The organism is Oerskovia gallyi, assembly GCF_014836745.1.
Taxonomy (GTDB): Bacteria; Actinomycetota; Actinomycetes; order Actinomycetales; family Cellulomonadaceae; genus Oerskovia; species Oerskovia paurometabola.
The window spans coordinates 286,869-307,619 of the sequence record NZ_JACSQE010000002.1 but is presented as its reverse complement, the minus strand read 5'-3'; the positions used below and the strand labels follow the sequence as shown (position 1 = coordinate 307,619).

Below are 20,751 nucleotides of genomic sequence, written 5' to 3'. Positions count from 1 at the left end.
CTGGACGCCCGCCACGATGTCTGCTTGAATCTGACAGGAAAAGACGCTAATCCGTCAGAATCAGTCACGCGGTCCATCAGGTGGTCCGGCTCGCAGCGCAGGCGCCGCAGCCCCCGAGGCAGGGAGAGACGCATGGCACGCCACGAAGACCCGACCGTCGGCGACGCACCAGGCGGGCTCAGCAAGTCCGTCAGGTGGGAACGCATGCTCGCGCTGCTCGCCGACCGGCAGCGGCTGTCCGTGACCGAGGTGTCCGAGCAGTTCGGCATCTCCGAGTCGACGGTGCGCCGCGACTTCGACCAGATGGCCGACCGGCGCCTCGCGCACCGCACCCACGGCGGGGTGGTCGCGGCGTCCGTCGCCTACGGCCTGCCCGGTCGCTACGGCCAGCAGGTCGACGACCGCCAGCTCGTGGCCGAGGCCGCCGCGCGGCTCGTCGCGCAGCGCCACACCGGCCAGCCCGTCGTCGGCTTCAACGGCGGGCGCACCACGACGCTCGTCGCGAAGATGCTCGGCGAGATCTCCGACCAGGCCTCCGAGCAGGCGGCTCGGCACGGCGAGCACGTCTACACGGTCGTCACGAGCGCGCTCAACATCGCGACCGACCTCGTCCTGCGCCCCCAGGTGCGGACCGTATGCCTGGGCGGCACCGCACGCGCGCAGTCCTACGAGCTCACCGGACCTCTCGCCGTGACGATGGCCCGGAGCCTGTGGCTCGACGTGCTCGTCGTCGGGATGGTCGGCATCGACGAGCACGCCGGGCTCACGTGCGCCGACCCCGACGAGGCCGGTGTCACGACCGCCCTGGTCGAGCACTCGCGCGCCGTGGTCGCCGTCGGGACCTCGGACAAGCTCGGGGTCCGCTCGTTCGCGCAGATCTGCGACCTGTCCGCCGTCACCACGCTCGTCACCGACGCGGGCGCGACCGAGGAGCAGCTCGCCCCCCTGCGGGACGCAGGGGTCGAGGTCGTCGTCGTCCCGACGGCACCTCCCGCCCCTCCCGGCGTCCCGTCCACGACGTCCGCACCATGACGGACTCCGGGCGTGCGCGGTCCGCGCACCCGGTGGCCCCACCAGAAGGGTTCGACACCATGAGCACCTCCCACGTCAGCACCGAGATCGCGAGCCAGCCCGAGGTCTGGCGTGAGGCGGCACGCCTCGCGGCCGAGCGCGCCGCGGTCCTCCCGCAGCCGGGCGAGCGCGTCGCGATCGTCGGCTGCGGCACGTCCTGGTTCGTCGCGCAGGCCTACGCGGCCCGCCGCGAGGAGCTGGGCCAGGGCGTCACCGACGCGTTCGCGGGCAGCGAGTACCCGGTGGGCCGCGACTACGACCGGGTCGTGGCGATCACGCGCTCCGGGACCACGACCGAGATCCTGCACCTCCTCGACGTGCTCGGCGGCAGGCAGCGCACCCTGGCGATCGTGGGTGACCCGACCTCGCCCGGTGCGGGCGCCGCGGACGACGTGGTCGTGATGCCCTTCGCCGACGAGCAGTCCGTGGTCCAGACCCGGTTCGCGACGGCCGCGCTCACGCTCCTGCGTGCCGGACTCGGCGACGACGTCGAGGCGCTCGCGGCAGCGGCCGAGGACGTCGTGGGATGGCAGGTCCCCGAGGAGGTCCTGGCCCGCACCCAGTTCACGTTCCTGGGGCGCGGCATGGCCGTGGGGCTCGCGAACGAGGCGGGGCTCAAGATGCGCGAGGCGTCGCTCGCCTGGGCCGAGGCGTACCCGGCCATGGACTACCGCCACGGTCCCATCAGCATCTCGGACGAGACGAGCGCGGTCATCCTGCTCGGCGCCGAGGTCCCGGGGCTGGTCGAGGACGTCGAGCGCACGGGAGCCCTCGTGGTCCGCTTCGACGAGGACGCTCAGCTCACGCTCGTGCGCTGCCAGCTCCTCGCGGTCGCGAACGCCGAGCGCAAGGGCCTGGACCCCGACGCCCCGCGCCACCTGACGCGCTCGATCATCCTGGAGGACGTCGCATCATGAGGCCCGGGGAGGAGCAGCCCGCCTTCCCCGCCGCCCCGGAGCCCGCGGCGGGGACGGCGGGGCTCCGTCCGGCGGTGGTCGCGCTCGACGTCGGCGGGACGGACATCAAGTCGGCGCTGGTCGCGCGCGGTGCGAGCCCGGGCGAACCCGACGAGATCCTCCTCGAGCGCGTGGCACCCACGCGTGCCGCGCAGGGGCCCGAGGCCTCGGTCGCCGCGGTCCTGGCGGCGGTCGAGGCGCTGCGTGCCGAGGTCCCGGCGGGCTACCACGTGCGGGGCGTGGGCCTCGCGGTGCCCGGCGTCGTCGACGAGGACGCCGGCGTCGTGCTGAACGCGGAGAACCTCGACTGGGTGGACCTGCCGCTGCGGCAGGTCGTCGCGGACGCGACGGGACTGCCCGTGGGGTTCGGCCACGACGTGCGTGCGGGCGGCCTCGCGGAGGCCCGTCTCGGCGCGGGCCGCGGCGAGCCCGACCACGCGTACGTGTCGGTCGGTACGGGCATCGCCGCGGCGATCGTGCTGCGCGGCGAGGTCTACGCCGGGCGCGGCTTCGCGGGCGAGCTGGGCCACGGGGGAGTGCGCGGCGGGACGCCGTGCCCCTGCGGCGGCAGCGGGTGCGCCGAGACCTACGCGTCGGCCGCGGGCATGGCGCGCAGCTACCGGGAGCGCACGGGCGCCTCTGCTCTCGAGGTGCCCGGCTCGGCCGAGGTCCTGGCCCGGGCGACGGCGGGCGACGCCGTGGCCCGCGAGGTGTGGGACCGCGCGGTCGACCGGCTCGGCGAGCTCGTCGCCGCGATGGTCCGCGTCCTGGCCCTCCCGGTCGTCGTGGTCGGCGGTGGGCTCGTGCGCGCGGGCGACGACCTCATGGTCCCCCTCGACGCCGCGGTGCGGTCCTACCTGACCATCCACCCGGCCCCGCGACTGGTCCCGGCCGTGCTGGGCTCGGCCGCCGGCACGTACGGCGCGACGGTCCTCGCGTGGGACGCGGTGGCCACGAGCGACCTGGAGCCGATGTGAGCGGCGACCAGCAGGTCCGGGTCCTGTGCCTCACACCGAACCCGGCCTGGGACGTGACCTACGGCGTCGACCGCCTGGACCCGGGCGAGGCGCTGCGCGTCCGTTCGGTCGCGGCCCGTGCGGGCGGCAAGGGCGTCAACGTCGCCCGCGTCGTGCGGGCGCTGGGCGGCGACTCGGTCGCGGTCGCCCCCGTGGGCGGGCTCCTCGGGCCTGCGTTCGCGGCGGACCTCGAGGCCGCGGGACAGCCCGCGTCGCTCGTGCCCGTCGCGGGGGCGCTGCGGCAGGCGGTCGCGGTGGTCCCGGAGCACGCGGGGCCCGACGACGGCGGTCACCCCACGGTCCTCAACGAACCCGGGGCGCCGCTCACCGCGCAGGAGTGGGCGCTGTTCGTGCGCACCGCGGTCGGGCTCGTGGGGGACGGGACGGTCGTCACGATCTCCGGCTCGCTGCCCGCGGGCACGACGCAGGACAGGTTCACCGACCTGGTGCGGTCGCTGCGCGCGGCCGGCTGCCCGGTCCACGTGGACGCCTCGGGACCGGGCCTGCTGTGGGCCGCACGGGCGGGCGCCGACCTCCTCAAGCCCAACCGGGCCGAGCTCGCGGAGGCGACCGGTGAGACCGGCCTCGCCGAGGGCGTGGCCGCGCTGCAAGGGCTGGGGGCGCGCGACGTCGTCGTGACCGACGGCGAGAAGGGCCTCGCGGCGTTCGAGCCCGGGTCCACGACCCCGGCGGCCCGCGCACGGCTCGACGTCCCCGTGCAGGGCAACCCGACGGGCGCGGGCGACGCGGCCATGGCGGCGCTCGCGGTGAGCGCCGGGAGGCCCTGGGCCGAGCGACTGGCCCTGACCGTCGCCACGTCGGCCGCAGCCGTGCTGCAGCCGGTCGCGGGGGAGGTCGACCCCCAGGACGTGCGCCGCCTCGGCGCGCGCGTCCTCGCCGAGAACCTGATCGACACCAGAACCACGGAGGACTGAATGCCGCTCGTCACCGCCCACCAGCTCGTCGACCGGGCCCGCGCCGAGAGTCGCGGGGTCGGAGCCTTCAACGTGATCCAGGTCGAGCACGCCGAGGCCTTCGTCGCCGCGGCCGCCCGCGCGGGCACGGGCGTCGTCCTGCAGATCAGCCAGAACGCCGCGAAGTACCACGGCGGACTCGAGCCGATCGCCCTCGCGACGCTCGCGATCGCCCGCGCGTCGAGCGCACCCGTCGTGGTCCACCTGGACCACGCCGAGGACCGTGCCCTCGTGAGCGAGGCCGTCCGTCTGGGGTTCACCTCGGTCATGTACGACGGGTCCGCGCTCGACTACGAGCAGAACGTCGAGGCCACGGCCGACGTCGTGCGCGAGGCGCACGCCCGCGGGGTCTTCGTCGAGGCCGAGCTCGGGAAGGTCGGGGGCAAGGACGGCGTGCACGCCCCCGGGGTGCGCACCGATCCTGCGGAGGCCGTCGCGTTCGTCGCGGCGACCGGGGTCGACGCGCTCGCGGTCGCGGTCGGCTCGTCGCACGCCATGACGGACCGGACGGCGTCGCTCGACTTCGAGCGGATCGCCGAGCTGCGCGCCGCCGTCCCCGTCCCCCTGGTGCTGCACGGCTCGTCGGGGGTCGCCGACCACGACCTGACGCGCGCGGTCAAGGAGGGCATGACGAAGATCAACGTCTCGACGCACCTCAACAACACGCTCACGCGGGCGCTGCGGGCCTACCTCGACGAGCACCCGACCGTCGTCGACCCCCGCAAGTACCTGGGTGCGGGCCGCGACGCGATGCGGGACGAGGTCGTACGCCTGCTGGCCGTGCTCGACGCGGTCTGAGCACTCCGGCCGTCCCCCCAGAGCGAACCCCCTCGCCTCACGCCCACATGTACGGGAGACTGGGCAGATGAGCATGACTCGTCCCAATTCCGCGCCCAAGGTCCCGACGCCGCCGAGCGGGGAGCAGATCGCGTCCTACGCGACCTACCTCGAGGCGCAGAAGGCCGTCGACTACCTCTCCGACAACAAGTTCGCCGTCGAGTACGTGACCATCGTCGGCACCGACCTGCGCATGGTCGAGCGGGTCATGGGCCGCCTCACGTACGGGCGGGTGGCGCTCGCGGGCCTCGCGTCCGGTGCGTGGTTCGGCCTGTTCGTGGGTCTGCTGCTGTACATGTTCAACAGCGGGGGCGGGCTGATGCTCGCAGCGATCGGTCTGGGTGCGGGCTTCGGCCTGCTGTTCTCGGTCCTGTCGTACTCGCTCACGGGCGGCAAGCGTGACTTCACGTCGTCGAGCCAGATCGTCGCGTCGTCGTACTCGTTGCTGTGCCTCGCGGAGCGGGCGGGCGACGCGCGTCGCCTCCTGTCCCAGATGCCCGACGGCGCCGCGGCCGTCGCGCGTCAGGTCCCGCCGGTCGCGGGCCAGACGGGACAGCCCGCGCAGCCGGGCCACTGGGGCCAGCCGGGCCAGGCGCCCGGTCAGCACCAGGGGCAGCCCGGTCAGCCGTGGGGTGCGCAGCAGCCGCAGGCGCCCGCTCCGGTCGTGAGCCCGGTCCAGCCGACCGACGCACCGGCCCAGCCCGCGCCGCCGGTCCGGACGCCCGACCCGCGCTGGACCACGCCGTCGGGGGCGCCCCGCTACGGTGCGATGCGCAGCGACGTGACACCGCCCGCCCCGGCCGACGGTGCACCTGTCGAGGGGAAGGGCGCGTCGGCCACCGACGCCCAGGCTGCGGCCGACGGCGCGACCGACGAGACGTCGTCGGGCACGCGCTAGGTCAGCGCGCCACCCGCTCGGCAGCGGCCTTCGCCGCGTCGCGCTCGCGCTTGCGCGCCTCCTTGAGCCGCTTCTCGGCCTCTCGGACCGCCTTCTCCGCCTCGCGGCGCGCCTTGGACGCCTCCTTGACCTGGGGGTCGCGCGCGTAGGCCTCGGCTGCGGCGCGCTCCTGCGACGAGGGGAGGGGCGAGTCCGCGCGCTCGGCGGGCGAGCGGTCGATGTAGACCCCGATCCCGTCGAGCACGCGCTCGAGGCCGAACACGACGTCGTCGACCCCGTCGTCCTCGCTCAGGTACGCCCCCGACGCCACGACGGGGTGCAGGAACGGGAAGCGCTCGGGCGTCACGAGCTCGGAGAAGACCTCGGCGTACGCGGCGCCGGTCACGTCCCGGCCGCCAGGTGTCTGCCGGGCGCCGCGCAGTTCGCGCTGGATCCGGGCCGCGCTCTGCGCGTAGCTCGTGACGAGCATGATCATCGCGAGCTTGTCCTCGTCCGTGAGCGAGGTCCCGTGCATCGCGCGCAGTCCCAGGTCCACGAAGCGCAGGTTGTTGGGCGTGAGCGGCACGCCCTGGACCGCGACGTCGAGGAACCACGGGTGGGCCTCGTAGACCGCGAGCGTCGCGAGCGCGAACTCGCGCAGGCCGCGCCGCCACGTGGGCTCGTCGCCGTCGGGGATTCGCCCCTCCATGACCGCGTCGACCTCGGCCCGGGCGCCCGAGGGGAGATCGATGTCGATCGCCTGCTCCTGCATGAGGAGCAGCAGGTCGTCCTTGCTCGTGACGTAGCGGTACAGCGACATGGTCGTGTACCCCAGGGCCGTCGCGAGCTTGCTCATCGAGAGCGCCCCGAGCCCCTCGGCGTCGGCGATCTCGATGGCCTGCTCGACGATCCGTTCGATGCTCAGCTCGCGGCGCGGGCCGCGCTGCGGGTTCTCGGCCACGCCCCACGCCAGGGCGATGGCGTGGGGCAGGCCGGGATCGGTGGTGTCCGTCATGGGTACATCATCGCGGGTCCGGTCGGGGACGTGTCGGGACGGGCCACGGCGACCGTGTCGCTCGTCCGCTCAGGTCCGCGCTCAGTGCGCCGTCCGGCGGCGGTACAGGACCGAGGCCAGGGCGCACGAGACCGCGAACATCCCGACGAGCCACGCGATCGCGGGCACGAGGCTCCCCGCGGCCGAGGTGCCCGAGAGCAGCGCGCGCAACGTCTCGATGATGGGCGTGAACGGCTGGTGCATCGCGAAGCCGTGCAACCACGTGGGCATGGTCTCGACCTGGACGAAACCGCTCGACAGGTACGGCACGAACAGGAAGAACATGTTGAAGCTCGCTGCGGCGTCCACGCTCAGGACCAGGCCCGCGAGGCAGCTCAGCCAGGTGAACGCCAGGACCATGAGCGCGAGGTAGCCCGCGACGCCCACCCAGCCGCCCAGGTCCGCGCCGGGGGTGAAGCCGAGCGCGACCGCGACGAGCAGGACGAGGGTCGCCGAGACGAGGTTGCGGACCGTGCTGGCCAGCACGTGGGCCCACAGGACCGACGGGCCGAAGATCGGCAGGGTCTTGAACCGGTTGATCGTGCCGCTCGTCATGTCCTGCGCGACCGAGAGGGCGGCCGTCGCCGAGCCGAAGCCCAGGCACAGGACCAGGATCCCGGGCACGACGTAGCCGACGTAGCTGCCGTCGTCCTCGATCGCGCCGCCGAACACGACGACGAACACGAGCATGATCAGGACGGGCAGCATGAGGGCCGTGACCAGGCCGTCGACGCTGCGCAGCGTGCGGCGCAGCTCGCGGCCGGTCATGGCCGAGACGTCGCGCAGCGCGGCCGCGGGGGAGTGCCGGGTGCTGCGGGCGGTGCTCGCCGCCCGGCGGCCGGGGGTGGGGCGCGTGGCCCGTGCGGTCTCTGGGGCGGTGGTGCTCATCGGGTGCCTGCCTTCGTCGGTGCGGGTGCCTGCTGGTCGGCCGGGCCGGGGGCTGCGGACGGGCTCGCGGCCCGCGACGCCCGCGATCCCGTGAGAGCGAGGAAGACGTCGTCGAGCGAGGGCTTGACCACGCTGACGCCCGTCACGGGGATGCCGCGCTCGTCGGCCAGCGCGAGGACGTCACGGACGGTGCGGAGGGGGTCGGTCGTGGGCACCATGGCCGCGAGGTCCTTGGGGTCGGTCCCGGAGATCTCGAGCCCGAGGTCCTGGACGGCCGCGAGGGCGCGCGTGTCCTCGACGTCGACCCGCACGTGCTGGCCCGGGACGAGGGCCTTGAGCTCGCTCGCGGTGCCGCGGGCCACGATCCGCCCGCCGTCGAGGACCGCGATGGTGTCGGCGAGGCGGTCGGCCTCCTCGAGGTACTGGGTCGTGAGGAGGACCGTGATGCCGTCGGCGGCGAGCTCGCGGACCACGTCCCACAGCTCGGTGCGGGACTGCGGGTCGAGGCCGGTGGTCGGCTCGTCGAGGACCAGGACCTGAGGGTCCGCGACGAGGCTGATCGCCAGGTCGAGGCGGCGGCGCATGCCGCCCGAGTAGGTCTCGACGCGGCGCCGTGCGGCGTCGGTCAGGTCGAAGCGGTCGAGCAGCTCGGCCGTGCGGGCCGCCACGACGGCGCGGGGCAGGTGTGCGAGCGTGGCCATCATCGCGAGGTTCTCCTCGCCCGTCTGGAACCCGTCGACCGAGGCGTACTGGCCGGTCAGCGCGATGACCTCGCGGACCCTCGCGGCCTGGCGGACGACGTCGTGCCCCGCGATGCTCGCGGTCCCTGCGTCCGGTCGGACGAGGGTCGTGAGGATGTTGACGGCGGTGGTCTTGCCCGCGCCGTTGGGTCCGAGCAGCGCGTAGATCTCGCCGCGCCGGACGGTCAGGTCCACGCCCTGCAGGACGGCGTGGGATCCGTAGGCCTTGGTGAGGCCCCGGACGTCGATCATGGGGTCGGGCATCGCTACCTCCGTGTGCGTCGCAGACTGTGTGTGCTCCCTACACTGTGTAGACCATACGCATTGTGTGTGGCGTACACAAGAGGGAAATCTCGTGACCGCCCACGAGGCGCCCGTTAGCGTGGCCGCATGCACACCGCCACGCACCAGGCCGAGTTCCGTGAGGCCCGCCTCGTCGAGGTCTACGACGCCCAGAACACCTGGGGTCCGGACGACGACTACTTCCTCGCCCGCGCGACCGAGGGCCCGGGCCCGCGCGTGCTCGACCTCGGGTGCGGCACAGGACGGCTGACCGTGGCGCTGGCGGCCGCGGGGCACCGCGTGACGGGCATCGACCCCGCCGGCGCGTCGCTCGACGCGGCCGGGCGCCGACCCGGTGCCGACGCCGTGACCTGGATCCACGGGACGTCCCCCGACGCGCCCGCAGGCGCGTTCGACGTCGCCCTCATGACGAGCCACGTCGCCCAGTTCTTCGTCGCCGACGACGAGTGGGCGGGCGTCCTCGCGGACGTCCGCGCGGCCCTCGTCCCCGGCGGGATCCTCGTGTTCGACACCCGCGACCCTCGCGACCGTGCGTGGGAGACGTGGCACACGCCCGACGAGCGCGACCCGGTCGTCCTGAGCGACGGGCGCGTCGTCCAGACCTGGTGCGAGATCACGGGTGAGCGCGACGGCGTCGTCGACTTCACGCTCGGCTACGAGATGCCCGAGGGGGACGAGCTCCTGAGCACCGCGACGCTCCGGTTCCGCCCCGAGGGCGAGGTGCGCCGAAGCGTCGAGGCGGCGGGGTTCGCCGTCGAGCAGGTCTTCGGCGGGTGGGCGTGCGAACCCGTGGGAGAAGGCGCGGGCGAGCTGCTCGTCGTGGCGCGCGCCGTCTGACACCGGCACGACGAAGGCGGCGGCCCCGAGAACATCTCGGGACCGCCGCCTTCGTCGTGCTGCGGTCGTGCTGGTGCGTCGTCGGTCGGGCCGCGACGCGTCGTGCTCAGTCGCGCAACGACGCCATCCAGGCCTCGATGTCCTCGGGGCGGCGGGGGAGCGCTGCCGAGAGGTTCTCGTTGCCGTCGTGCGTGATCAGGACGTCGTCCTCGATACGGACGCCGATCCCGCGGTACTCCTCGGGGACCGTGAGGTCGTCGCTCTTGAAGTACAGGCCGGGCTCGATCGTGAAGACCATGCCGGGCTCCAGGACGCCGTCGACGTACAGGTCGCGGCGCGCCTGCGCGCAGTCGTGGACGTCGAGGCCCAGGTGGTGGCTCGTGCCGTGCACCATCCAGCGGCGGTGGAACTGGCCCTCGGGCGCGAGGGACTCCTCGGCCGTCGCGGGCAGCAGGCCCCACTCGGCGAGGCGCTCGGCGATGACCTCCATCGCAGCGGCGTGGATGTCGCGGAAGCGGGCCCCCGGGACGGCGACCGCGAAGGCCGCGTCGGCGGCGTCGAGCACTGCGGTGTAGATGCGGCGCTGGACGTCGGTGTAGGTGCCGTCGACGGGCAGGGTGCGCGTGACGTCGGCCGTGTAGAGCGAGTCGACCTCGACGCCCGCGTCGAGCAGCACGAGCTCGCCCGCGCGGACCTGGCCGTCGTTGCGGATCCAGTGCAGCGTCGTGGCGTGCTCGCCCGCGGCCGCGATGGTCTCGTACCCGACCGTGTTGCCCTCGAGGCGGGCGTGCGCGTCGAACGTCGTCTCGATGACGCGCTCGCCGCGGCGGTGCTCGGTCGCGCGGGCAAGGTTGCGCACGACCTCGGCGAAGCCCTCGATCGTCGCGTCGACGGCCTCGCGCATGTGCGCGATCTCGAGCGTGTCCTTGACGAGGCGCAGCTCGGAGGCGGCCTCGACGAGCGTGGCGTCCGCCGCGGCGTCGTCGGTCTGGCCGTTCTCGAGGCGGATGGCCTCGACCAGGGCCTCGATGTTCTCGTCGGCCCCGGTGACGACCAGCAGGACGACGTGCTCGCCCACGTCCTTGGCGAGCGCGTCGCGCAGCTCGTCGATGTGCGCGGCCTCGATGCCCGTCACGGTGGTGACGTCGTCGAGGCTCGGGCGGGCGCCGACCCAGAACTCGCCGTAGCGCGAGTCGGCGTAGAACTCCTGGGTGTCGCGCGCCGCGAGGGGGCGCACGTACAGGACGGCGTGGTGGTTCGAGCCGTCGTCGCCCGTGCCGGGCTCGACCGGGTGCAGGACGAGGACCGCGTCGGGCTCCTGGTCGGTGCCGAAGCCCGTGAGGTGCGCGAACGCCGAGTGCGGGCGGAACCGGTAGTCGGTGTCGTTCGAACGGACCTTGAGCGGCCCGGCGGGGATCACGAGGCGCGCGCCGGGGAAGCCCGCCGAGAGCTCGGCGCGGCGGGCCGCGGTGTACGGCGCGGCGACGCCGGCCTCGACGTCGCTGCTCGCGCGCGGCGCCCAGCCGCTCGTGATGAACGCCTTGAAGGCCTCGGAGTCGGGCCGGTGCGACCGGTTGTCGTTCCGGGCGGCGATCTCCTGCTCGGACTCCGCGGCCGGCGCGCTGACAGGGGTGGTGTCGTTGCTCATGGGTACCAGTCTCCCATCGGTGCCGGGGAAGGGGCGTGCGGCTCGACGGCGGCGCTCGGCCTCGGGCGCCGGGCCCGCCCCGGCCGGGGAGCAGGGAGCGCAGGACAGGTGGTCTCGGACGACTCCGAGACCACCTGTCCGGTCACCTCCGGTCCCCGACGGGCATCTGCCTCGTCAGCGCCCGATGTCCGACAGCTCGGCCGCTGCCACGATCCGCCTCCGCTCGACCGGTCGGATGACGCCGTCGTCGACGAGGTCCCGTGTCACCTGCTTGACGTGCTGCAGGAACGTCCGGTGGTTCGGGTAGTCGGCGCCCTCGGCGACGAGGTCGTTGATCGTGCAGCCGTCCCCGGTGTCCACGTTGGTGACGGTGCTGTCGTTGCCGTCGATGACGACCGTCGGGCGCACGTCGGAGCCGGGGCACCGGTCACGCCCCTGCACGACGATCGTGAAGATCACCGACCTGACCTTCGAGACGTTCCCCGCCGCGTCGGTCGCGCGGTAGGAGACGGTGTGGTTCCCGTCCGAGGCGATGACGACGGGCGCCGCGTAGCGCTGCCAGACCCCGCCGTCGACCTGGAGCTCGGTCCGGTCCACGCCCGAGCCCTCGTCGGTCGCGACGAGGGTGACCGTCGCCGTGCCGAGGAAGGCCCCGCGCAGGTCCCGGCTCCCGCTGAGGGTCGCCGTCACCTCGGGGGCGACGGTGTCGTCGGGCACGGTCGACGCCACGACGAGCGTGATGCTCTTCGCAGCCGACGTGTTGCCCGCGACGTCGCTCGCCCGGAAGGCGACGGTGTGCTGCCCCGGCGTCGACACCGCGACCTGCGACGCGTACCGGTACCAGGTCCCTCCGTCGACCTGGTACTCGATCGTGGCGACACCCGAGTCCTCGTCGGTCGCGGCGAGACGGACCAGCGCGCGGCCCACGTACTCGCCGGCGCTGTTCTTCGCGCCGTAGACGTCGGCGCTGACCACCGGAGCGACCGTGTCACCGGGCTGCGCCCCCACGACCGTGAAGGTCACGGACGCGACCTCGGACACGTTGCCCGCCTCGTCCGTGGCACGGTGGACGAGCGTGTGCTCGCCCGGCCCGGTGACGACGACCGGACCTGTGTACGGGGCCCAGCCTGCGCCGTCGAGGTCGTACTCGACGGACGCGACGCCCGATCCCTCGTCGGACGCGGTGAGGGTCACGGCCGCGGACCCGACGTACGCGCCCGTCCCGTCCTGCTCGCCGCCGACCTCGGCCACGACGGCCGGGGCGGTCGTGTCCTGGCCGCCACCGTCCTCGGCGACGGTGAACGTCGTGACGCCGTCTTCGGACACGTTGCCCGCCGTGTCGGTCGCACGGAACGCGACCTGGTGCTCGCCCGGCCCGGTGACGACGACCGGACCCGTGTACGGGGCCCAGCCCGCGCCGTCGAGGTCGTACTCGACGGACGCGACGCCCGAGGCGTCGTCCGTCGCCGTGAGGGCGACGGTCGCGGACCCGACGAACGCACCCGCGTCGTCCTGCTCGCCCGTGACCTCCGCGGTCACGGTCGGGGCGGTCGTGTCCTGCTCGCCGTCGCCCGCGACGACCGTGAACGTCGTCGTGCCGACCTCGGAGACGTTGCCCGCCGCGTCGGTCGCGCGGTAGGAGACGGTGTGCTCGCCCGGCTCGGTGATCGCGACCGGCGTGGTGTAGGGCATCCAGTGCCCCCCGTGCGCGTCGACCTCGATCGAGGAGACGCCTGACCCTTCGTCCTGGGCCGCGACGGTCACCGTCGCGGAGCCGACGTACGCCCCGGCGGCGTCCTGCCGGCCCGTGACCTCGGCGGTCACGGTCGGCGCGACCGTGTCCTCCTCACCGCCCCGTTCCACGACCGTGAACGTCGCCGTCTGCGGGTCCGAGGTGTTGCCCGCCTCGTCCGTCGCGCGGAACTGGAGGGAGTGCTCGCCGACCGTGCCGACGACGAACGGAGCGTCGTAGGCACGCCAGCCCGCGCCGTCGAGGTCGTACTCGACCCCGGCGACGCCCGAGCCGTCGTCGGTCGCAGCGAGCGTGACGGTGGCGCCGCCGAGGTACGCGCCGTCGCCGTCGCGCTCGCCCGTCACCTCGGCAGCGACCGACGGCGCGGTCGTGTCGTCGCCGCCCCCGCCCCCGTCAGTCACGACGAGCTCGCCCCACATCTCGCCGTGGCCGGGGATCGCGCAGAAGTAGCGGTACGTGCCCGGGGTCAGGACGACCTCGGCCACGTGCTTGCCGCCGCTCGCGTCGAACGGGCTCGCCAGGATGTCGAGCGTGACGTCGTGGTTGTAGCCGGGAGTCGACGTGTCGAAGGTCAGCGTGTGGCTCATGCCGAACGTGCTGCCGGTCGCGATGCTGTTCTCGAACACGATCGTCGCCTTGCCGGCGGTGGCCGTCGCCGGGAAGGCCTTGTAGTCGGTGACGCTGTTGTCGCCGGTCCAGGTCAGCACCTGCTCGGCCGCGACCGTCGTCGCGGTCGTCGCGGACGACAGGCTCGTGGTGGGTGGGACGGCCGTCGCCGGGGCGACGGAGACGACCGTGGCAGCGGTGAGGCCGGCGACCACGGCGGCCATGAGCCGTCGTGCGCCGCGCGCTCGTGAACTTCTTCGTTCCATGGGTGTGCACTCCTCGTCGATGTGCAGAGCTGTTGGTGGGGTCGTGCGACGGTCAGCGGGGGCGGCGTGCGCCGCCCCCCCCCCCCGGGCCGGGTGCTACAGGTCCGCCACCCGGATGTCGCGGAACTCGATGAGGTCCGCGTTCCCGTGGTTCTGCAGCCCGATGAACCCGCGGTCGAACTGACGCAGGTCCGTCGGCGGGTCGCCCGCACGCGAGGACTCCTGACCCGGCGTGTTCTCGAACTCGTTGATGACCACGCCGTTGCGGATGATCGTGTACTTCTGCCCGACCACCCGGATCTCGTACTCGTTCCACTCGCCCTTCGGGGTGAGCCCGGCGTCGTCACGACCGACGGGGTCGAAGTTGTAGACCGAGCCCGTCTTCTGCGGCTCGCCCGTCGGGCCGTCGTAGATCTGGATCTCGTGACCGCACGAGATCGCCACCCACGCCGGGGACTGTCCCTCGGCGCACTCGGCGTCGCCGGGTGCCGTCGGGTCGGGGAACCGCGTGAAGACGCCGCTGTTCGCGAACGCGGCCCCCTGTGAGACGTCGCGGAAGAGCAGCTTGACCGAGAAGTCCCCGAGTTCCTCCGCCTCGTACCAGAGCATCCCCAGACCCCCGGACGATCGCAGCGACCCGTCGGCCCGCAGGTCGAACTTCCCACCGGGCAGCTGGACCCAGTCGAACAGCGACTTCTCGGTGCCGTCGAAGATCGTCCGGTACCCGCCGGGCTCCACGCCGATCTGCGAGCGCGCCGCGGCGTTGACCAGGTCCCGGCGCTCCGCGCCCTTGATGCGGCCGTCGTCGACCAGGCCCTTCGCCACGGCCTTGACGTGCTGCAGGAACTGGTTGTGGTTCTTCCACTCCTTCTCGTCCTGGAACAGGTCGTTGATCGTGCAGCCGCCCAGGTCGGCGTTCGCCACCCCGGAGTCGACCTCCCCGAAGAACACCGTCTTGCGGCCGTCAGGGATCGTGCAGGTGCTGGTCGCGTCGGCCGTGGCCGTGGCGGTGGTGCCGTCGGCGTAGGTGACCGTGAGCGTCGCCTCGTGCGAGCCGACCCGTGCGTAGGTGTGCCGCGGGTTCGCCTCGCGCGAGGTGGTGCCGTCGCCGAACTCCCAGTGGTAGGACACGCCACCGGAGCGCTCGCCGGAGAAGGCGACCGTGAGCGGGTCACCCTGGACGCTCGTCCCCGACGCGGTCACGGCCGGGGTGGGAGCCCCACCCTGATAGGTGACGCGCACGAGCTTCTGGTTCGGGTCGAGGCTGAAGAAGCCACCGGCGTAGTCGAGCAGGTACAGCGCGCCGTCGGGACCGAACTTCGCGTCCATCCAGCTCTGTACCAGCTCGTCGCCGCGACCGCCCGGGATGATGTGGCGCAGGTCCTCCATGAACGCCGGGGCCCCCTGCTCGCCCACGGTCTCCGGGTCGACCGTCACCGCGGTGCGGTTGTTCGGGTTGGACTGGTCACCGAGCAACCACTTGCCCTCCCAGTACGAGGGCCACGCGACGTCGCTCTTCGGGTCGACCTGCGAGGTCCGGTAGGTCGGGCCGGACATGACGGCCTGACCACCGCCCCGCAGCCACGGGATCGTGTAGGTCGCCTCGTCGTCGACGTAGGTCGGGATACCGTCCTCGCCCTCCGGGAAGACCGGCCCGCCGCCGCTCGGGGAGTACCAGATCATGTTGTCGCGTGCCGGCGGGATGTCCACGAGGCCGGTGTTGCGCGGCGAGGTGTTCTTGAGGTTGTCGCAGTCGTACCAGCCCGCGAGCACGCTCGCGTCCTCGTTGCTCCGGTCGCGGTACGGCTGACCGTTCCCCATGCAGTAGGGCCAGCCCTGGTTGCCGGCGGACGTGATGATCGTCGCCGTCTCGTACTTCGCGGGGCCGAGCTCGGGGTCGGGCAGGGTCGCGTCCGGTCCGACCCAGGCGGCCGTCAGCCAGTCGGTGTCGGGGTCGATCTGCAGGCGCGAGATGTTGCGCACGCCCATGACGTAGATCTCCGGCCTGGTCTTGTCCGCCGGGTACTCGCCCGCGGGGAAGAGGTTGCCCTCGGGGACTGTGTAGGTGCCGTCGTCCTCGGGGTGGATCCGCAGGATCTTGCCGTTGAGGTCGTTCGTGCTGCCCGACGTGCGGCGCGCGTCCTGGAAGCTGATGCCCCCGAACTCCTGGGTCCAGTTGTTCCCGGAGTAGCCGCCCGAGCCCCCGGACGAGTTGCTGTCGCCCGAGCCGACGTAGAGGTTGCCCGCGTCGTCGAACGCCATGCCACCGCCCGCATGGCAGCAGCTGTGGATCTGCGTGTCCCACTCGAGCAGGTCGACACGGGTGTTCTGGTCGATGCTCGGGCCCTTGGGGTCGTAGGTGAACCGCGAGACGGTGCGCTGACCGACCCGGCTCTCACGGTCGATCGACTCGTGCGGCATCCAGTAGACGTAGATCCACCTGTTCTGGGCGAAGTCCGGGTCGGGGACGATGCCGAGCAGGCCCTCCTCGTTCTTCACGAGCTCGCTGCCGCTGCCCCGGTTGCCCATGACGTCGAGCGTCGTGAGGAGGCTCACGGCGCCGGTGTCGGGGTCCCACTCGTGGATCGTGCCGCAGCCGAGGCCCACGTCGGGGTTCTCCCAGCTCACGACCGGTCCGGTCGGGCACGCCCCGCGCCCGACGTAGAAGACCGTGCCGTCAGGGGCGATCGTCAGGCCGTGCGGCTCGCCGACCTGGTCGAGCGTGCCGGCCGTGTTCGGGGCCGTGATGCGCTCGACGCGGTAGTTCGAGGCGATCGTCGCCTGGCAGTCGCCCCGCACGACGCCGGTCGTCCACTGCAGCGCACCGAGCAGGTGCTCGCGGAAGGATGCGTCGGTCCAGCTCCCCGCGGTGCCGCCCATGCCGGTGAAGAACGACCGGCCGCCGTCGTAGTCGCGGCACCAGGACACGGGTTCGAACGGAGACGTCGTCGGTCCTGCGCCCGGTCCGGGCTCGAGCTGTGCGAGCGTGTGCACCTGGCCGGCGGGGTTGTCGGACCAGCCCAGCCACTTGTCCTCGCGGTCCCACGTGAGAGGCAGGGAAGCCGTGGCGGGGTGCTGGCGGTCGACGAGGTCGACCGTGCGCTGCTCGACGGGGAGCTCGGGTTCGGGCTGCTCGACGGCGTCGGGCCCGAAGAGCGAGATCTCCGCCAGCTGGGTGGAGCTCTCGCCCCGGTTCTGCGTGATCCTCAGGCGGTACCAGCCATAGGCGGTGTCGCTCTCGACGTCGAAGTCCCGACCCTGGAAGCGCTGCGGGAAGTCCTCGTCGATCCGCGCGTCGACGTCCTGCCACGTCTGCCCGTCGGTGGAGCCCTGCAGCGTCCACGACCTCGGGTCACGACCGTCGAAGTCGTTGGCCGACGTCAGCGTGTAGCGCGCCAGGGCGACCGGCTCGTCGAGCCGCAGCGTGATCGTCGCCGCGGTCTCGAACGCCAGCCACTTGGTGCCGGGGTCGCCGTCGACCAGGTTCCCGACGTCCTCGTTCGGCGGGTTGTCGGCGCTCGCGGTGACCTCGGCGATGTCCTCGGGGTCGGGCTGTGCGCCGGCGATGCGCGTACCGACGAGTCCCGTGAACCACTGCGAGGCCTCGTGGGCGCGCGCCGCGTCGCGCACGCCGAGGAAGCCACCGCCGGCGTTGACGTAGTCCTTGAGTGCCGCCTCCTGAGCAGCGCTGAACTCGGTGCCCTCGGCGGACAGGAAGACCACGCCGCGGTACTCACCGAGCGCGGCCTGGCTGAACACGGCGGGGTCGGACGACGCGACGACCTCGAACCCGTGCTCGGCGCCGAGCTGGGTGAAGGCCTGGGTGGCCTCGACGACCGGGTCGTCCTGCACGTCCGGGGCTCCGTGGAACACCAGGACACGGACAGGGGCCGTCCCGGCGGGGGCCGCCTGGGCAGGAGCCGCCTGCACGGGGGAGGCCTGGACCGTCGATGCCGAAACCCCGGTGGTGGGATCCACCTGGGCGGAGGCGGGGACCATGGTCGCACCAGCCACGAGCGCGAGGCTCGTGAGCCCGACGGCCATGGTTCGCAGGGCTCGCGGCCGGGATCGGCCTCTTGTGGTGGGGGATGTTGCTCGTCTCGAAAGCACTCTCCAACTCCTTCGTCATCGGTGCGGTGCGCCCGGGGACCCGGGCGCCGAGCGGTGGTGGTTCGGGGGAGAAGCGGCGGGCCGGTAGCAGGTGGACAGCGCTTCTGGTCAGCCGGGCTGCTGGGTCGCCGGACCTCAGTGACCGGCGTGACCCGCCGGACCTGCCGGACCTGCGGGAGCTGCGGGGTCTGCAGGAGCTGCGGGGTCCGCGGGGTCCGCTGGCGCGCTCGGGGCGCTCATGTGCCCCCCGTGCCCCCGGAAACGGTCGATCGACTCCTGCGCGCCCGGCGGCATGCTGCCGTCCGCGTTGCGGACCAGGAAGATCCCGGCCATCCCGCCGTCGGCATGGAACTGCACGTGGCAGTGGTACATCCAGGCTCCCGGACCGACCCCCAGCCCGGCGACGACCTGGAAGCCGAACGAGTCACCGGGGTTGAGGTCGCGGTTGTCGACCACCTGGCTCGGGTCGTCCCTGCCCTGGAGCAGCCCGGTCCGGCTGTTGGCCCAGCGGTGCGCATGCAGGTGGAACGTGTGGAAGGTGTTGCCGTGGCCGATGCAGATGAACTCGACCCGCTCACCGTGCTTCGCCTCGAACATCGGGGTGTCGGGGGCGGCCAGGTTGTTGATGAGCATGTCGTTGAAGACCACCGTGAACTGCTTCTGGGGAAGCACGTCTCCCACCCGGCGGACGACGAGCGCACCGTAGAGCCCTGCGGCCACGCCGGGCGTCCCGTGCTCTCCCCACGCATGGTCGTGGTAGTGCCAGTAGCCCGCGCTCCCGGGCATCCAGATGCCGCGGTCCCGGGCCATGGGCACGGTCGACCAGACGTAGGTGCGTGTCTCGCCGGGTTCGTTGAACGAGTCGTTGAACGGGCTCCCGTCACTGTTCACGTCGTAGTTGACGCCGTGCGGGTGGATGGACAGGCGCTGGTCGGTCGTGTTCACGAGCGTGATCTCGAGCGTCTCGCCCTCCCACATCTCGAGGACCGGACCGGGGACGGTCGCCGCGCCCGGTGCGAGCCCGTAGCCGACCAGGCCGTCCGCGATGCGTTCGGCGTACATCGTGATCCGCCGCACGGTCGCGCTCGGCGTGGCTGTGGCCGCGGCTGCCGGAGCGGCGGCGACGGCGCCGCCCGGGCCGAGCACGTACGCGGCGACGGGCGCCGCTGCGAGCACGCCTGCTCCGAGGAGCAGCGATCGCCTGGACAGGGGGTTCGCGGGCAGGAGCTCGGTCGTCGGGTCGCTCATGGATGTCCTTCCGGACGCGGACGGCGAGCCCGTGCGGCGCGACGGCGCGCCGCGGCGCGTCACGCCACGTCTCTCGGTCGACGGACCCCGGGGCAGCGGCCCCGGAGCGGGGTGTCGGTCCCGCGTGCGCGACAGGTCGCGCTCGCCGGACGTCAGCGACAGGGGCGCACACCGATCGATCGGTGGGAACCCGTGTCACGGGGCGAGGTCGGTGGCCACGGGTGGCCGAGCCGGTGCACGCGACGATGCGTGCGCGCCGACCGTCGGTCCGGGTCTCCGACCTGCCCCGAGCAGGAGATCCGGGTCCCCCGGTGATTTCCAGGAGCAACTGTCAATCATCAGAACGCACGGTTCGGGCTATGTCAACAGATAGACGAAAGTTCTGTCGTCAACACACAAAAGGTGCTCTTTAAGTGGCAGACTTCAAATTGTGTAGCGACAATACGCGCGTGCTGGGCGTCATTGTCCGGCCGGTCGGGGGCGCTCCGCCCTCAGGTCGCCACGACGCGTGGCCCCCTGCCCGACGGCGCCGGCCCACCCGAGCGCGAGGCTCACCGAGGGGCCGGCGCGGCACGACACGCGCTTCGCAGCCGAGTCTGCTGCCCGGGCCCCTCCGAGCCGAGCCCGCTGCCCGGGACCGTCGAACGGGGCCGCTGCCCGGAAGCGTCAGGCCGCGGCGAGCTCGCCGCGACGGACAGGGGACCAGCGGCTCGTGAGATCGCCGAGCGCTCGGGTCAGCGCGGCGTTGAAGGCGTCGGGGGCGTCCAGGTTCACGTCGTGGCCGGCCCGCGGCACGACCACGAGCGCGGTGCCCGGGGCCGTGTCGAGGTAGCGCTTCTCGTCGAGACGCAGGTGGTCCCGCTGCCCGTTGATGAGCCACACCGGAACGTTCGCGGCGCGCAGGTCCGCGCGCGAGGAGCGGCCCGCGAGCTCGTGCAGCACGTCGGTCACGACCTGCCACGCGGGCCGGCCGGGGAGCTGCGGGTCCGCGAACGACCCGGCACCCGTGAGCTGTGCCGAGGCTCGCACGCCGCCGGGCAGCGAGCGTCCGGCGCGCAGCACGTCCTGCACACGCCCCAGGGCACGGCGGGTCGCGCTGCCCGCGGTGTCCACGAGGGCCGCGGCCTCGCGGAACAGGGCGACGGGCTTGCCGCGCGGGTCGGCGCTGCACGCGCACGCCACGACGCCGGCCAGCCGCTCGGGGTGGCTCGCCGCGTACGCGAGCGACGTGTAGCCGCCGAGCGACATGCCCACCACGACGACCGGGACGTCGTCGGGGAAGGACGCGACGGCGTCGTCCAGGATCTCGAAGGCCCGCTCGAGCGTGAACCGCTCGCCGCTCCGCTCGCCGTGCCCCGGCAGGTCGACCGCGACCGCGAGGTGGCCCGCGTCGCGCACGTGGGCGAGCTGACGGCCCCAGATCGTGTTCGACGTGCGCACCCCGTGCACGAACACGACGGCGGCAGGGGAACCCGCCGCTGACGCCTGCGCGAGGCTCGGGAGGAGATCGATCGACGGGGCGGACGGGACGGCGGTGGCCCGGAGGGCGGGCTGGCTCTTACGCATC

15 protein-coding genes are annotated in these 20,751 nt (G+C 73.0%); 7 read left to right on the top strand and 8 right to left on the bottom strand.

All coding sequences use genetic code 11. From position 1 onward, the window contains the following. Positions 1 to 132: 132 nt before the first annotated feature. The 6 genes from H9640_RS03840 to H9640_RS03815 all read left to right on the top strand — a co-directional run bounded on the left by H9640_RS03840 (position 133) and on the right by H9640_RS03815 (position 5,752). Positions 133 to 1,032, top strand: coding sequence for a DeoR/GlpR family DNA-binding transcription regulator (locus H9640_RS03840; RefSeq protein ID WP_191789389.1), 900 nt, complete (start codon positions 133 to 135; stop codon positions 1,030 to 1,032). Positions 1,033 to 1,091: 59 nt separating this feature from the next. Beyond that, complete coding sequence (locus H9640_RS03835) at positions 1,092 to 1,988, top strand: SIS domain-containing protein (protein ID WP_191789388.1); 897 nt, start codon at positions 1,092 to 1,094, stop codon at positions 1,986 to 1,988. Next, positions 1,985 to 3,004, top strand: coding sequence for an ROK family protein (locus H9640_RS03830; protein WP_191789387.1), 1,020 nt, complete (start codon positions 1,985 to 1,987; stop codon positions 3,002 to 3,004). Before H9640_RS03835 ends, H9640_RS03830 begins: the two co-directional genes overlap by 4 nt. Beyond that, positions 3,001 to 3,978, top strand: a complete 978-nt coding sequence (locus H9640_RS03825) for a 1-phosphofructokinase family hexose kinase (RefSeq protein WP_191789386.1) — start codon at positions 3,001 to 3,003, stop codon at positions 3,976 to 3,978. Before H9640_RS03830 ends, H9640_RS03825 begins: the two co-directional genes overlap by 4 nt. Then, complete coding sequence (locus H9640_RS03820; protein ID WP_191789385.1) at positions 3,979 to 4,815, top strand: class II fructose-bisphosphate aldolase; 837 nt, start codon at positions 3,979 to 3,981, stop codon at positions 4,813 to 4,815. 67 nt (positions 4,816 to 4,882) lie between these two features. Beyond that, complete coding sequence (locus H9640_RS03815) at positions 4,883 to 5,752, top strand: general stress protein (RefSeq protein ID WP_191789384.1); 870 nt, start codon at positions 4,883 to 4,885, stop codon at positions 5,750 to 5,752. A gap of 1 nt (position 5,753) precedes the next feature. Here the strand turns inward: H9640_RS03815 and H9640_RS03810 are convergent, their stop codons facing one another. From H9640_RS03810 to H9640_RS03800, 3 genes are all read right to left on the bottom strand, one after another. Beyond that, positions 5,754 to 6,746, bottom strand: coding sequence for a TetR/AcrR family transcriptional regulator (locus H9640_RS03810; RefSeq protein WP_191789383.1), 993 nt, complete (start codon positions 6,744 to 6,746; stop codon positions 5,754 to 5,756). 81 nt (positions 6,747 to 6,827) lie between these two features. Then, the gene (locus H9640_RS03805; protein WP_225226647.1) at positions 6,828 to 7,673 is read right to left on the bottom strand and encodes an ABC transporter permease; all 846 of its coding nucleotides are present in this window, start codon (positions 7,671 to 7,673) and stop codon (positions 6,828 to 6,830) included. Next, positions 7,670 to 8,677, bottom strand: coding sequence for an ATP-binding cassette domain-containing protein (locus H9640_RS03800; RefSeq protein ID WP_191789382.1), 1,008 nt, complete (start codon positions 8,675 to 8,677; stop codon positions 7,670 to 7,672). Before H9640_RS03800 ends, H9640_RS03805 begins: the two co-directional genes overlap by 4 nt. Before the next feature lie 126 nt (positions 8,678 to 8,803). Between H9640_RS03800 and H9640_RS03795 the strand changes: the two genes are divergently transcribed. After that, positions 8,804 to 9,553, top strand: a complete 750-nt coding sequence (locus H9640_RS03795) for a class I SAM-dependent methyltransferase (RefSeq protein ID WP_191789381.1) — start codon at positions 8,804 to 8,806, stop codon at positions 9,551 to 9,553. Positions 9,554 to 9,659: 106 nt separating this feature from the next. On the opposite strand, the gene H9640_RS03790 is transcribed toward H9640_RS03795, so the two are convergent. From H9640_RS03790 to H9640_RS03770, 5 genes are all read right to left on the bottom strand, one after another. Continuing rightward, complete coding sequence (locus tag H9640_RS03790) at positions 9,660 to 11,201, bottom strand: aminopeptidase P family protein (RefSeq protein ID WP_191789380.1); 1,542 nt, start codon at positions 11,199 to 11,201, stop codon at positions 9,660 to 9,662. 174 nt (positions 11,202 to 11,375) lie between these two features. Next, a complete protein-coding gene (locus H9640_RS03785; RefSeq protein ID WP_191789379.1) occupies positions 11,376 to 13,826 on the bottom strand; it encodes an OmpL47-type beta-barrel domain-containing protein in 2,451 nt (816 codons plus the stop codon). 96 nt (positions 13,827 to 13,922) lie between these two features. Next, positions 13,923 to 17,870 carry a ThuA domain-containing protein gene (locus H9640_RS03780; protein ID WP_191789378.1) on the bottom strand — a complete coding sequence of 1,316 codons (3,948 nt, stop codon included), beginning with the start codon at positions 17,868 to 17,870 and terminating at the stop codon, positions 13,923 to 13,925. A gap of 201 nt (positions 17,871 to 18,071) precedes the next feature. Continuing rightward, the gene (locus tag H9640_RS03775) at positions 18,072 to 19,184 is read right to left on the bottom strand and encodes a multicopper oxidase domain-containing protein (protein WP_191789377.1); all 1,113 of its coding nucleotides are present in this window, start codon (positions 19,182 to 19,184) and stop codon (positions 18,072 to 18,074) included. Between the two features lie 666 nt (positions 19,185 to 19,850). Continuing rightward, positions 19,851 to 20,750: an alpha/beta fold hydrolase gene (locus tag H9640_RS03770; protein WP_191789376.1), complete on the bottom strand. Its 900-nt coding sequence runs from the start codon at positions 20,748 to 20,750 to the stop codon at positions 19,851 to 19,853. Between the last annotated feature and the right edge of the window lies 1 nt (position 20,751).

Bases quoted from the DNA above. Each gene is read 5' to 3' on its own strand.
- H9640_RS03840 (WP_191789389.1), top strand. From the start codon at position 133: ATGGCACGCCACGAAGACCCGACCGTCGGCGACGCACCAGGCGGGCTC.
- H9640_RS03835 (WP_191789388.1), top strand. From the start codon at position 1,092: ATGAGCACCTCCCACGTCAGCACCGAGATCGCGAGCCAGCCCGAGGTC.
- H9640_RS03830 (WP_191789387.1), top strand. From the start codon at position 1,985: ATGAGGCCCGGGGAGGAGCAGCCCGCCTTCCCCGCCGCCCCGGAGCCC.
- H9640_RS03820 (WP_191789385.1), top strand. From the start codon at position 3,979: ATGCCGCTCGTCACCGCCCACCAGCTCGTCGACCGGGCCCGCGCCGAG.
- H9640_RS03815 (WP_191789384.1), top strand. From the start codon at position 4,883: ATGAGCATGACTCGTCCCAATTCCGCGCCCAAGGTCCCGACGCCGCCG.
- H9640_RS03810 (WP_191789383.1), bottom strand. From the start codon at position 6,746: ATGACGGACACCACCGATCCCGGCCTGCCCCACGCCATCGCCCTGGCG.
- H9640_RS03805 (WP_225226647.1), bottom strand. From the start codon at position 7,673: ATGAGCACCACCGCCCCAGAGACCGCACGGGCCACGCGCCCCACCCCC.
- H9640_RS03800 (WP_191789382.1), bottom strand. From the start codon at position 8,677: ATGCCCGACCCCATGATCGACGTCCGGGGCCTCACCAAGGCCTACGGA.
- H9640_RS03795 (WP_191789381.1), top strand. From the start codon at position 8,804: ATGCACACCGCCACGCACCAGGCCGAGTTCCGTGAGGCCCGCCTCGTC.
- H9640_RS03790 (WP_191789380.1), bottom strand. From the start codon at position 11,201: ATGAGCAACGACACCACCCCTGTCAGCGCGCCGGCCGCGGAGTCCGAG.
- H9640_RS03785 (WP_191789379.1), bottom strand. From the start codon at position 13,826: ATGGAACGAAGAAGTTCACGAGCGCGCGGCGCACGACGGCTCATGGCC.
- H9640_RS03780 (WP_191789378.1), bottom strand. From the start codon at position 17,870: ATGGCCGTCGGGCTCACGAGCCTCGCGCTCGTGGCTGGTGCGACCATG.
- H9640_RS03775 (WP_191789377.1), bottom strand. From the start codon at position 19,184: ATGAGCGACCCGACGACCGAGCTCCTGCCCGCGAACCCCCTGTCCAGG.
- H9640_RS03770 (WP_191789376.1), bottom strand. From the start codon at position 20,750: ATGCGTAAGAGCCAGCCCGCCCTCCGGGCCACCGCCGTCCCGTCCGCC.